Below are 13,731 nucleotides of genomic sequence, written 5' to 3' on the forward strand. Positions count from 1 at the left end.
TGAAAAAACTAATTTTTTATGAAAGAATATTTTGTAAATTTAAGATTGTCTTTTTAATAAAGATTAACAAAAAAAATACTATAATTAGTGGTATAATAGTTAGAGTTGAAGATTTTAAATAAAGGTAGGTGTAATTAAGTTGGAAATATACTTAGACAATAGCGCAACTACAAAACCTTATCAAGAAGTTATAGATAAAATGGTTTATGCACTTAGTACGGATTATGGAAATCCTTCTTCTGTTCATAGAAAAGGTGTAGAAGTTGAAAAAGGAATAAAAGAAGTAAGAAAAGTTATAGCGAAATCTCTAGGAGCGAAAGAAAAGGAGATTTATTTTACATCAGGTGGTACAGAATGTAATAATACTATAATAAGAGGAATTGCAAATCTAAATAAAAAGCGAAAAAATCATATAATATCTACTAATATAGAACATCCTTCTGTTTTGAATACATTGAAAGATTTAGAAGAAGATGGTTTTGAAGTAACTTACTTAGAGGTCGGAAAAGATGGAAAGATAAATATAGAAGATTTAAAGAATGCAATAAAGTTAACTACATGTTTAGTAAGTATGATGCATGTTAACAATGAAATAGGAACTATACAGCCAATAGATGAAGTCGGAAAGTATTTGAAATCTTTAAAAGAAAAGATATATTTTCATGTAGATGCTATTCAGTCATATGGGAAAATCAATTTTAGACCATCTAAATACAATATAGATTTTATGAGTGTGAGTGCACATAAATTTCATGGTCCAAAAGGAATTGGATTTATGTATATAAAAGAAAATAATCGTCTTAAACCTATGCTAACAGGTGGAGGACAAGAGATTGGTATTAGGTCTGGAACAGAAAATGTACCTGGGATATATGGGCTTGGAGAAGCTGTCAGAATACTAAATAAAGATTTAGATGCAGTTATTTTAAAAGTAAATAACTTAAAAGATACATTTAAAAATAAAATAATTGATAATATAGAAGATATAAAAATTAATTCTCCAGAAGATGGTGTATGTCATATATTAAATATATCATTTAGAGGGACAAAAGGAGAGGTGTTACTTCATTATTTAGAGCAAAAAGGTATTTATGTATCAACTGGCTCTGCATGCTCGTCTAAGAAGAAGGGTAGCCATGTTTTAAATGCCATAGGTCTTACAAATGAAGAAATAAATGGGACAATAAGATTTAGCTTATCTGATATGAATACAGAAGAAGAAATATCAGAAGCGGTAGAAGTATTGAAAGAATCAATTTGCGACTTAAGGTCAATAATGAAAAGGAAGTAAAGAATACAGTATAAATAATGATAATAAATTAGTTTAAGAGGTGAAATAGTGTATAATATATTAATAGTGAAGTATGGCGAAATTGGAGTAAAAGGAAAAAATAGATATATATTTGAAAATAGACTTATAAGGAATATAAGAAATATGTTAAAGCCAATTGGCAAATTTAATGTATATAAAGAATATGGAAGAATATATGTTGATTTAGAAGATTATGATTATGAAGAAGTAATTGAAGAAGTTAGAAAAGTGTTTGGTATAGTGGGAGTATGTCCTGGAGTAAGAGCTAAAAAAGATTATGATACATTGAAAGAAATAGCTTTAGAAATGTTAGAAGAAAAAATAGAAGCTGGATATAAAACTTTTAAAGTAGAGTCAAGAAGAGGAGATAAATCTTTTAGATTGACTTCTCAAGAAATGAGTATGGATATAGGTGGATACTTATTATCAAAGGTAGGAGATAAGATTGATGTTGATGTAAGAAATCCAGAAGTTAAAATAAAATGCGAATACAGAGAGTTCCATACCATGGTCTATAGTGATACTATACCTGGATATGGTGGATTACCGCTTGGAACGAATGGTAGAGCAATGTCTCTCTTATCAGGAGGTATAGATAGTCCAGTAGCAACATGGATGGTTGCAAAAAGAGGTATGGAAGTAGAAGCAGTACACTTCCATAGTTATCCATTTACAAGTGAAAGGTCACAGGAAAAAGTTAAGGATTTAGCCAAAATATTAGCAAAGTATTGTGGTAGAGTAAGACTTCATAAAGTTAACATATTAGAAATACAAAAGGCAATCGGTGAGAATTGTAATGAAGAAGAAGCTACTATTCTTTCAAGAAGATTTATGATGAGAATAGCACAGAGGCTTTCTGAAAAAAGACATTGTGATGCTTTAATTACAGGCGAAAGTATTGGTCAGGTTGCATCTCAAACTATACAAGGGCTTACTTGTACTAATGCTGTTGTAGATTTACCAGTATTTAGACCACTTATAGCAATGGATAAATCAGATATAGTTGATATAGCTAAAAAAATAGGAACTTTTGAAACATCTATAATTCCTGAAGAAGATTGTTGTAGCGTATTTTCTCCTAGAAAACCTGTTACTAAGCCTAGGTTAGAAAAGATAGAAAAATCTGAAACAGCACTTGACATTGAAGGATTAGTACAGGATGCGATTGATAAAATAGAGGTTGAAGACATAGAGTTTTAATGTATAAGTGATTAGCCTCTTGGGGGAGGGTTATATATGATTAATATATTGTGTGTTGGTATTGGTGGATTTTTGGGTGCTATATTAAGATATTTAATATCTTTAAGATTTGCAGTAGCTAAGTTTCCATTTGGGACTCTAATTGTCAATGTCATGGGTGGAGTTTTAATTGGTTTTATCATGGAAATGAGTATAAGAACAAATTATATTTCTGATAGTTTGAAATTGTTCTTAGTAACTGGTCTAATGGGAGGTCTTACTACATTTTCTACATTTAGTTTTGAGAATGTAAAGTTTTTTGATAGTGGCAATTATATGTTATTTGGATTAAATATATTCTTAAATTTAACATTAAGTATTTTAGGAGTTTTTGTTGGAAGAACTCTATGTAGACAATTTGTTAATATGTAGTATTTTAAAGTAAGTACTATAATTTTATTTAATGGGAATGATTATTATGAATAAAAAGGGTTTTACACTAATTGAATTATTGGTAGTTATATCTATAATAGGAATTTTAGTTATAGTCGCAGTTCCGGCACTATTTAGAAATATAGAAAAAAGTAAGGCAGTTACATGTCTTTCAAATAGAGAAAATATAAAGACTCAAATTGTTATTGCAATGGCTGAGGAACCAAGTAAAGACAAGAATGAAATTATAAAAGATGTGTTAAAAAATAAAGATGGAAAATATTTTGAAACAGAGCCAAAGTGTAAATCAGGTGGAACATATTCAGCAGAATTTGATGATGGTTATGATGGAATAACTGGAGATGAAAGTATTGCAAAGGTGTATGTTACTTGTACAGAACATCCAGATGGTGTTGAGATGGCTAGAGATGTATATCAAAGTATGACAGATTTAATTGCATCATTTGCAGAAGATCCTTCTATAATACCAGGAAATTCAAAAAATAATGATGAGTTTAGAAAATATTTGTTGGATAATAAGTATAAAGGTAATTGGCCTACAATTCCAGATGAATTTAAGAAAAAGTATGATTTAGGGAAAGAACCATTGTATATACAACCATATGCAAATAAGCCTAACACAAATGAAGCTAGTGTAGTTGTATTTGCAAATACTTCAACTAAAGGTAACTGGTATGCTTCTCTAATTTATGATTATGATGAAGCTAAATGGTATAAAGGTAAAGGTGGTATTTCTGTAGCAAATAAAACATGGGAAGCTTTAAAAGAAGAAATCCATACTAAATCTGATTGGGCTCCTTTAAATTAATATAGCATATTTTACTGGTATTAATCAGACTATAGAATAATATTTTCTATAGTTAGTTAATGCCAGATTTTTATTTTAAATATTTTATTGGTATAGGATGATTATTAAAAATTTACTATTTTAAAGTCTTCACATATAAACTAAAAATAATTATAATAAGAATATAAATAATATTAGTTATAGAGTGAATTTTTATAAGATTTAGTATTTATACTAAGAAATACATAAAAAGGGGAATAGATATATGAATAATTTTCAAGATAATCAAACAATAAACTTGATACAAAGCCGTAGAAGTATACGAAAATTTACAACAGACCAAATTACAGACAAACAATTAGATACATTGTTACATTGTGCATTTGCAGCACCTTCAGGATGTAATAAGCAACCTTGGCATATAAGTGTTGTGCAAGAACAGAAACTTTTAAAAGAGATTAGTGATGATACTCTATCTAGAATTCATGAAGTTAGTAATGTTGAGATAAATAAGAATTTTAAATTATTTTATGGTGCACCAACAGTTTTATTTATCTCTTATGATGAAGAAAATTCATGGGCTCCATATGATGTAGGAATACTTACAGGGAATATAACAACAGCTGCACAAGCATTAGGACTAGGAAGCTGTATAATAGGAATGGTTAGGGGACTATTTACACCTGTTGAACAAGGGGATATTGTAGGTCTTGTTAGTGTATTGGATGACAATGATGTAAAAGAATCAGACTCAATAAAGATGAAGTTTGATACAAATAAAAAATATAGAGAATTACTAGATATACCAGAAGGATATTCTGTACCATTTGCTATTGCTGTAGGTGTTCCAAATGGAAATCTACCAAAGGCTAGAGATGTAATTTATAAAGTTTCTAGAGTTTAGACTATTTGATTAATTAAATAGCTATATAAATTTATATGATTAAAAAAGATAACATAAGGCTGAAAATAAAAAAAATTATTTTTAGTCTTATTTTTTATTATTTTATATTTATAAATGAAGAAATGGTAATGTAAATTTATTAGTTTAAGCATATAAAATAAAAATTATAAAGACGAAAAATGTAAATAAACGATTTATAATATTTTGGAAATAAATAGCAAAATATTGAAATGAAGAAAAAAGAATGTTAAAATAAGATGAAAGTAACCCTTAGTTATAAAAAAGTTACTATTGAAAAAACTAGCAGTTTTTTTCTATTTTATACAGAATTTTTCAAAGAAAATGTTCTTAATTAACAATCAAATTTGTAAATATTTTATTGTTTTTAAGTTTAATTTCATTTTTTTGATTTATACTTATTTATTAGAAATGAAAAATTTTTTAGATTGGTTTGTAGATATAATATTTTTTGTTTTTTCGAAGCATAAAAAAAAACCCTTTTATAACAAATGGAAACTATTGGAAGTAAAAAATAATGGTAATTATAATAAAAATATGATTTTAATTAAAAAATATTGATGCTTTAAGTATATTTTATAGTCATATTCTAAGCTATTTTTTATTAAATCAGTAAGAATAAATAATAATTAATAGTAAGTATCTTAGAACATATAAATGTGATTTAAATAATATTCTTACTAGACTTATTTAGAAAAATATTTTGATATAAGTTAATACTATTATGATAGCTTATGAATGTATTTACTATAGAAACAATGAGATAAAAGAAATAGAAAAATAGAATAATTTAGATAATAATATTTTATTGATAAATTACACCAACTGTAAACTATAACCCTACTTTAAAATTATTTTTATTATAAGTAGGGTTATAATATTACTATATTACTTATATTGTAGGGGGAAAAGATGAGTGAAGAATCGAACTATTTAAATTTAAATCATATAGAAATTTTCTTTGAACTTTTGTCTCAAAGTACAGAAGACTATATATTTTTTTGGGATATAAATAGAAATAAATTTAAAATTTCTTCAGCAGTTTTTGATGAATTTAACTTAAGTAGAGATATAGATTCTGATGTAGTAAATTGTTGGAGTAAAATTGTTTATCCAGACGATGTTCAAATGTGGAAAGATGATATACAAGCTTTAGTAGATAGAAAAAAAGATGAACATAATTTAGAATATAGATTAATTAATAAATATGAAGAAGTAGTATGGATTTCTTGTAGAGGGAAGGCTTACATATCAGAAGATAAAAAAACTATAGTTTTGGTTGGAAGAATAAAGAATATTGGTGAAAAAAATAAGTTTGATTCTATCACTGGGACATGGAATAGAGAACAGTTTGAGTACTGGATGAATTATATCATAAAAGATAAGACCTATGAAAGTGGAGCTATATTTATTATGGATATAGATAATTTCAAAAATATAAATGAAAAATATGGACACTCTTATGGTGACAAGGTCTTGCGTGCAATTGCTACTGAAGTGTTAGAATATCTACCAAAAGATGTTCGATTGTATAGATTAGATGGAGATGAATTTGCATTTTTTTACCCTATGTGTACTAAAGAAACTATAAATAAAATCTATGAAAAGATACAGATGTATACGAATACTCAACATGAGATTGAATCAAATAAGTATTATTGCACAGTAACTGCGGGGGTTGCTATGTATCCAGAAGATGGAGATAATTATTTGGATTTATTTAAACATGCTGATATCGCACTAGATATAGCAAAAATAAATGGTAAAAACAGAATTAAGTTTTTTTCACCAGAACTATATGAAAATAAACTAAAAGTAATTTCAATGCAACATAAGCTAAGAGAATGTATTGAAAATAACTTTAATGACCTTGAACTATTTTTTCAGCCACAAATAGATGCAACTACAAGAGAAGTGATAGGAGCAGAAGCACTTTTAAGATGGCATTCAAGTACTTATGGAGAAGTATCTCCTATTGAATTTATACCAATCTTGGAACAAAGCAATTTGATTATACCGGTGGGGAAGTGGATTATAAAAGAAGCTGTAAAACAGTGTAAAGAATGGCATAAAATAAATCCAGATTTCAAGATATCTGTAAATGTATCATACATTCAATTAAAAGAAGATTTTTTTAGAGATTTTATAGTTGAATGTCTAATAGAGTATCAATTAAGACCTGAATTTTTAATTTTGGAATTGACAGAGAATTGTTGGATACCAGATATAAATTTACTAAATGATAAGTTTATTAGTTTAAAGAGCATAGGAGTACATATTGCAATTGATGATTTTGGTACTGGGTATTCATCTTTAAATTACCTTAAAGAACTGTCTGTTAATATAATAAAGATTGAAAGAAGTTTTGTTAAGAATATTACATATAATAGTTATGAACATACTTTCCTTGAATATATTATTAAATTGGCTCATATAATCAACTTAAAAGTTTGTGTTGAGGGTATAGAGTCTTATGAAGAGTATGATATAGTAAAGGGTCTAGGTGTAGATATTATTCAAGGATTTTTATTTGGAAGACCTGTAAGTGCATCTGAATTTTATAGACTTCAATTATTAAAGTAGTATACAGAAAACAATATAATAATATATTAAAATAGGATAAGGTATAAATTCTTAAGAAACTTATACTTTACCCTATTTTATTGTGTTATCTATAGATATTAATATATATTAACTATTATATACTTTTACTCCAAATTTAGAGATTGTCTCACTTGCTTTTTTTATATCTTCCTTAGTAGCATCAGGAACATCTTTTAGTTCATAATCAATGCCTAAATTTTCCCATTTGTGTATTCCCATAGAATGGTATGGTAGTAATTCAAATCTTTCTACATTTTTTAATGTAGCTACAAATTGACCTAGTTTTTCTAGGTTATCTGTATCATTAGTAATACCAGGAACTAAAACATGTCTTATCCATACAGGGATATTTCTTGAGTCTAAGTGTCTAGCAAGTTTTAGAGCTTTATCCATACCAACACCAGTCAAATCAATAGATTTTTCTTCAACCATATGTTTTAAATCAAGTAAAACTAAATCAGTATTATCTAAAATTGGGTCTATAGTTTTTATATCTACAAATCCAGATGTATCCAAACAAGTGTGTATATCATTTTCTTTTGCTTTTTTAAATAATTCACTCAAAAATTCTGGCTGAAGAGTAGATTCTCCACCAGAAGCAGTTATACCTCCACCAGAAAACTTCATAAAAGAAGTATATTTAAGAGCATCAGTTATTATCTCATCAACTGTATATTCTTTCCCTGATTTAGTATCCCATGTATCTCTGTTATGGCAGTACTTGCATCTAAGTGGACATCCCTGAAAAAATAATATATATCTTATTCCTGGTCCATCTACAGTACCAAACGTTTCTATAGAGTGTATCTTTCCCTTAATCATAGAGTTCACCTCACAATATATTTTAATGACTTTATTAATAGTTATAATATTTGTCTAAAAAAGGCCATCCTATACCAGAAATAATTCAAATATAAGACGGCCTTTTATTTTTATTTTCTACACAGTAGTAATCTTAGTTAAAGTATAAAAATTTAAAGACTAAGCCATTTTACCGTGGAATGTTCTGTTTATAACATCTAATTGTTGCTCTTTTGTTAATTTTATGAAGTTAACAGCATATCCAGATACTCTTATAGTTAACTGTGGATATTCTTCTGGATGTTCCATAGCATCTTCTAAAGTAGCTCTATCAAATACATTTACATTTAAGTGATGAGCATTTTGAGAGAAGTATCCATCCATCATTGCAGAAAGATTGTTTATTCTTTCATTCATATCTTTTCCTAAAGCAGCTGGTACTATAGAGAAAGTATTAGATATACCGTCTTGAGCATGCTCATATGGCAATTTAGCAACTGAAGATAATGAAGCTAAGGCACCATTAGTATCTCTACCATGCATTGGGTTAGCACCAGGAGCAAATGGAGCACCAGCTCTTCTACCATCTGGTGTATTACCAGTTTTCTTACCATAAACAACATTTGAAGTTATTGTAAGTATAGATTGAGTTGGATAAGAATTTCTATAAGTTTTATTTTTTCTTATTTTGTTCATAAAGCTTTCAACTAACTCTACAGCTATACTATCAACTCTGTCATCATTGTTTCCGTATTTTGGATAATCTCCTTCTATTTCAAAATCAACAGCTATTCCTTGCTCATTTCTAATAGTTTTAACTTTAGCATGTTTTATAGCAGATAATGAGTCTGCACAAACTGATAATCCAGCCATACCACAAGCCATAGTTCTAAATATATCTCTATCATGTAATGCCATTTCTAATGCTTCATAAGAATATTTATCATGCATGTAGTGTATTACATTTAAAGTATTTACATATAATGTTGCTAACCAATCAGTGAATGGTTCAAATTTACTTATAACTTCATCATAATCTAAGTACTCAGAAGTTATAGGCTCAAATCTTGGTCCAACTTGAGCACCAGATTTCTCATCTATACCACCATTTATAGCATATAATAAAGTTTTTGCTAAGTTAACTCTAGCTCCAAAGAACTGCATTTGTTTACCAATTTTCATTGCAGATACACAACAAGCTATACCATAGTCATCTCCCCAGTATGCTCTCATTAAGTCATCATTTTCATACTGTACTGAACTTGTATCTATAGATACTTTAGAACAGAAATCTTTGAATCCTTGAGGCAACTTAGTTGACCATAATACTGTTAAGTTTGGTTCTGGAGATGGTCCTAATGTATATAGAGTATTTAACATTCTAAATGAGTTTTTAGTAACTAATGTTCTACCATCTATTCCCATACCTCCTATACACTCAGTTACCCAAGTTGGGTCTCCAGAGAATAGATTATTGTAATCAGGAGTTCTTAGGAATTTAACCATTCTTAATTTCATAACAAAATGGTCCATATATTCTTGTAATTCTTCTTCTGTTACTATTCCAGCTTTTAAGTCTCTTTCAAAATATATATCTAAGAAAGTAGATGTTCTACCTAAAGACATTGCAGCACCATTTTGGTCTTTAACAGCACCTAAATAACCAAAGTATAACCATTGTACAGCTTCTTTTGAGTTAGTCGCTGGTTTTGATATATCAAATCCATAAGACTGAGCCATCTTTTTAAGTTCATTTAAAGCTGATATTTGCTCAGTTATTTCCTCTCTTAGTCTGATAACTTCCTCATCCATGCAAGAAACTTCTAATGATTCCTTTTGCTTATTTTTATCTTCTATTAAGGCATCAATACCGTATAAAGCAACTCTTCTATAGTCACCAATTATTCTACCTCTACCATAAGCATCTGGAAGACCTGTTATTATACCAGATTTTCTAGCAGCTCTCATTTCTGGAGTGTAAACATCAAAAACTCCTTGATTGTGTGTTTTTCTGTATTTAGTGAATATATCTTTTATTTCTGGGTCTAATTCATATCCAAAAGCATCGCATGAATTCTCAACCATTTTTATACCACCATATGGCATAACAGCTCTTTTTAAAGGGGCATCCGTTTGTAACCCAACTATTGTTTCTAATCCTTTATCTAAATATCCTGGAGCATATGCTGCTATTCCAGAAACAGTTTTTGTATCAACATCTAAAGTACCACCATTTTCTCTTTCTTTTTTAAATAAAACCATTGCTTTATCCCATAGCTTTTTAGTGTTTTCAGTAGCGCCAGCTAAGAAAGAGTCATTTCCTTCATATGGAGAATAGTTTAATTGTATAAACTCTCTAACATTTACTTCTTTAGTCCATCTTCCTGTTTTAAATCCTTGCCATGCATTCATTAAGTATTTCCTCCTTAGATTTAAATGATAAATAATACTATTAAAATTAATTTTTATATACTTAATTTATTTTATATATTTTTTAAAAAATATATTTTCTAATATAATAATAACATATTATACGTATCCTGTATACACAAAAAAATAAAAAATTGTCGTTTTAAAGTATAAAACAAATTATATGTTATTAATGTGATGAAATTATACCCATATATAAATAAAATGAAACAGATAAATGACTAATTAACAATAATATATTTTTCCAATTCCAAATTCGAAATAAATAAATTTTATTATGAAAAAAAGAAAAGCATACATCTTCACAATTTGAATATTTATTTAATAGGGGGAGGTGATATATTGTTTATCACAGTGATATTATTTTTAGTAGGTTTCCTATTAATTACTAAAGGCGCAGATATCTTTATAAATTGTACTGTAGAGATAGGTAGAAAAACGAACATATCAGAAATTATACTTGGAGCAACTATCGTTAGTTTTGCAACAACATTACCTGAGTTTACAGTATCTTTACTTGCTTCTATTGATGGTCATACTACAATGAGTTTAGGAAATGCAGTTGGTTCTATAATATGTAATACAGGGTTAGCATTAGGATTGGTTGTTTTTATAAGTCCATATAATGTAGATAAAAAAATGTTTTTTTCTAAGTCTTTACTATTAATAGTATCTGTAATAGTTTTAATTTTATTGGGGTTAGATGGAGTTATAACAAGAGGTGATTCGTTATTACTTATAATAATATTAATCTTTTATATGGTTAATAATTATAGAAGTGTAGTTGGAAAATCTACTAAAAATAGAAATATTAAAAATAATACTATTAAAGATATACCTGCTAAAAAGAGTAAGAATTTTAGAGGTTTTTCTGTAGCAGAAATTGTAAAAATACTATTAGTTTTTGCTACTGGTTTGATAATGATGATAATTGGTTCACAAATACTTATAGAGAGTGGAGTAAGAATAGCTAGTTTTTTAAATATACCTCAAGGTATAGTAAGTTTAACTATAATAGCACTTGGAACTTCTCTGCCAGAGATAGTTTCATCAATTACTGCTATAAGAAAAAATCATCATGAAATATCAGTAGGAAATATTTTAGGTGCAAACATATTGAACATAGTATCAGTAATAGCTGTATCAGCAATACCAAATAACATACCAATATTATCTCAAAATAGGCAGTTGGATATACCATTTATGATATTGTTATTATTAATAGTAATAGTACCAACGCTTAAATCAAACAGACTTAGTAGAATACAAGGGATATTGATGTTATTTACATATTTTCTATACATATCAATTTTGTATTTCATGTATATTATTTAATAATACTGTTAAAAATATTAATTGCAGAATATCCTAAAAAAGTATATAATGGATAGGTTAAGATTAATTGATAACGGAGAGGAATAATATATGAATATAACAAAGTTTGAAGATTTACCAATAAGTGAAGGAATAAAAAAAGCTATAGCTGAAATGGGGTTTGAAGAGCCATCTCCTATACAAGCACAGTCTATACCTGCGATTTTGTCAGGTAAAGACGTTATAGGACAAGCACAAACTGGTACGGGGAAAACAGCAGCTTTTAGTATACCTATACTAGAAACAATAGACCCAAATAATAGAAGTTTACAAGCTGTAGTACTTTGTCCAACAAGAGAGCTTGCAATACAAGTATCAACAGAAATAAGAAAACTAGCTAAATATTCGCACGGAATAAAGACATTACCTATATATGGTGGACAACCAATAGATAGACAAATAAAATCTCTAAAGAGTGGAGTACAAGTTGTAATAGGTACACCAGGACGTACAATAGACCATATCAATCGTAAGACATTAAAGATGGATAATGTAAAAATGATTATATTAGATGAAGCAGATGAAATGCTAGATATGGGATTTAGAGAAGATATAGAAATGATTTTAAGTAAGATTCCAGAAGAAAGACAAACAACTTTCTTTTCAGCTACTATGCCAAGAGGAATTTTGGAATTAACTAAGAGATATCAAAAAGACCCAGAACACATAAAAGTTGTTAGAAAAGAACTTACAGTTTCAAATACAAAACAATACTATATAGAAACTAGGTCATCAAATAAATTAGAAGTATTATGTAGATTAGTTGATGTATATGACCCTAAATTATCTGTTGTTTTCTGTAATACTAAGAGAAAAGCAGATGAATTAGTAGGAGATTTACAAGCAAGAGGATATTTTGCAGATGCATTACATGGTGATTTAAAGCAGACTCAAAGAGATATAGTAATGGATAAGTTTAGAAATGGTACAATAGATATACTTGTTGCTACTGATGTTGCAGCTAGAGGTATAGATGTTGATGATGTTGAATGTGTATTCAATTATGATTTACCACAAGATGAAGAGTACTATGTTCATAGAATTGGTAGAACTGGTCGTGCTGGTAGAGAAGGTATGTCATTTACTTTTGTATTTGGAAAAGAAATGAGAAAGATGAAAGATATAGAAAGATATACTAAATCTAAATTGATAAAGCATAACATACCAACAATAACTGATGTTGAAGAGAAAAAAGTAGGTACTTTCTTTGCACAAGTTAAACAAACTATCGAAGAAGGACATTTAACTAAACAGTTACAATGGTTAGAAAGCTTCTGTAATGATGAAGACTATGCAATGGTTGATATAGCTGCTGCACTTGTTAAGTTATCTCTAGGTGAAGAAATGAAGGAAGAAATAATAGAAGAAAAACCTAGAAGAGAGCGTGGAGAACGCGGAGATAGAAAAGGTGGTACTGGAGCTAAAGATGGTATGATTAGATTATTTATCAATATTGGTAGAAATCAAAGAGTACAAGCTAAGGATATAGTTGGTGCTATAGCTGGAGAAGTTGGAATACCAGGTAAAGTAGTAGGAACTATAGATATATATGATAAGTATACTTTTGTTGAAATACCTAAAAAAGATGCTAAGACAGTAATTGAAAAGATGAAAGATATTAAGATAAAAGGTAATAAGATTAATATAGAAAAAGCAAATAAAAAGAAAAAATAATTTATAGCATGTAAAAATATAATTAGAAAATATATAAAATAATATATTGAATATTTAAAAAGCCTAATGTGTTTTCAAAACAGATGTGTGGAATCTGTGATAGTTAACAACATAAGGCTTTTATTGTTTTATATAATATTATTGTGAGGAGCATTTTAAAATTAATTTATGACTTAACTTAATAGATATAAGAAA

At 28.1% G+C, this 13,731-nt stretch carries 10 protein-coding genes; 8 read left to right on the plus strand and 2 right to left on the minus strand.

Translation table 11 applies throughout. The features are described 5' to 3' along the window. The first annotated feature begins 139 nt into the window (after nt 1-139). From ACTG45_RS04305 to ACTG45_RS04330, 6 genes are all read left to right on the plus strand, one after another. Nucleotides 140-1,291, plus strand: coding sequence for a cysteine desulfurase family protein (locus tag ACTG45_RS04305; RefSeq protein WP_479919903.1), 1,152 nt, complete (start codon nt 140-142; stop codon nt 1,289-1,291). 48 nt (nt 1,292-1,339) lie between these two features. Beyond that, on the plus strand, nt 1,340-2,512 hold the full coding sequence (gene thiI, locus ACTG45_RS04310; protein ID WP_021383643.1) for a tRNA uracil 4-sulfurtransferase ThiI: 1,173 nt from the start codon (nt 1,340-1,342) through the stop codon (nt 2,510-2,512). Nucleotides 2,513-2,548: 36 nt separating this feature from the next. Continuing rightward, the gene (gene crcB / locus ACTG45_RS04315) at nt 2,549-2,923 is read left to right on the plus strand and encodes a fluoride efflux transporter CrcB (protein WP_479918228.1); all 375 of its coding nucleotides are present in this window, start codon (nt 2,549-2,551) and stop codon (nt 2,921-2,923) included. A 46-nt stretch (nt 2,924-2,969) separates the two neighbouring features. Further along, the gene (locus ACTG45_RS04320) at nt 2,970-3,752 is read left to right on the plus strand and encodes a prepilin-type N-terminal cleavage/methylation domain-containing protein (RefSeq protein WP_021383608.1); all 783 of its coding nucleotides are present in this window, start codon (nt 2,970-2,972) and stop codon (nt 3,750-3,752) included. A gap of 244 nt (nt 3,753-3,996) precedes the next feature. Continuing rightward, on the plus strand, nt 3,997-4,635 hold the full coding sequence (locus ACTG45_RS04325) for a nitroreductase (RefSeq protein WP_021383564.1): 639 nt from the start codon (nt 3,997-3,999) through the stop codon (nt 4,633-4,635). A gap of 930 nt (nt 4,636-5,565) precedes the next feature. Continuing rightward, the gene (locus ACTG45_RS04330; RefSeq protein ID WP_479918230.1) at nt 5,566-7,236 is read left to right on the plus strand and encodes a bifunctional diguanylate cyclase/phosphodiesterase; all 1,671 of its coding nucleotides are present in this window, start codon (nt 5,566-5,568) and stop codon (nt 7,234-7,236) included. Nucleotides 7,237-7,344: 108 nt separating this feature from the next. Here the strand turns inward: ACTG45_RS04330 and pflA are convergent, their stop codons facing one another. Both pflA and pflB read right to left on the minus strand, forming a co-directional pair. Next, nucleotides 7,345-8,079, minus strand: coding sequence for a pyruvate formate-lyase-activating protein (gene pflA, locus ACTG45_RS04335; RefSeq protein ID WP_479919904.1), 735 nt, complete (start codon nt 8,077-8,079; stop codon nt 7,345-7,347). Nucleotides 8,080-8,238: 159 nt separating this feature from the next. Then, nucleotides 8,239-10,470: a formate C-acetyltransferase gene (pflB, locus tag ACTG45_RS04340; RefSeq protein WP_021383554.1), complete on the minus strand. Its 2,232-nt coding sequence runs from the start codon at nt 10,468-10,470 to the stop codon at nt 8,239-8,241. A 360-nt stretch (nt 10,471-10,830) separates the two neighbouring features. Between pflB and ACTG45_RS04345 the strand changes: the two genes are divergently transcribed. Next, complete coding sequence (locus ACTG45_RS04345) at nt 10,831-11,823, plus strand: calcium/sodium antiporter (protein ID WP_021383562.1); 993 nt, start codon at nt 10,831-10,833, stop codon at nt 11,821-11,823. A gap of 90 nt (nt 11,824-11,913) precedes the next feature. Further along, nucleotides 11,914-13,536: a DEAD/DEAH box helicase gene (locus ACTG45_RS04350; protein ID WP_021383561.1), complete on the plus strand. Its 1,623-nt coding sequence runs from the start codon at nt 11,914-11,916 to the stop codon at nt 13,534-13,536. Nucleotides 13,537-13,731 lie beyond the last annotated feature (195 nt).

Source organism: Clostridioides sp. LIBA-7602 (assembly GCF_056688945.1).

Excerpts from the sequence above, each read along its gene's own strand:
- ACTG45_RS04350 (WP_021383561.1), top strand. The coding sequence starts at position 11,914 with ATGAATATAACAAAGTTTGAAGATTTACCAATAAGTGAAGGAATAAAA.
- pflA (WP_479919904.1), bottom strand. The coding sequence starts at position 8,079 with ATGATTAAGGGAAAGATACACTCTATAGAAACGTTTGGTACTGTAGAT.
- crcB (WP_479918228.1), top strand. The coding sequence starts at position 2,549 with ATGATTAATATATTGTGTGTTGGTATTGGTGGATTTTTGGGTGCTATA.
- ACTG45_RS04325 (WP_021383564.1), top strand. The coding sequence starts at position 3,997 with ATGAATAATTTTCAAGATAATCAAACAATAAACTTGATACAAAGCCGT.
- pflB (WP_021383554.1), bottom strand. The coding sequence starts at position 10,470 with ATGAATGCATGGCAAGGATTTAAAACAGGAAGATGGACTAAAGAAGTA.
- ACTG45_RS04320 (WP_021383608.1), top strand. The coding sequence starts at position 2,970 with ATGAATAAAAAGGGTTTTACACTAATTGAATTATTGGTAGTTATATCT.
- ACTG45_RS04330 (WP_479918230.1), top strand. The coding sequence starts at position 5,566 with ATGAGTGAAGAATCGAACTATTTAAATTTAAATCATATAGAAATTTTC.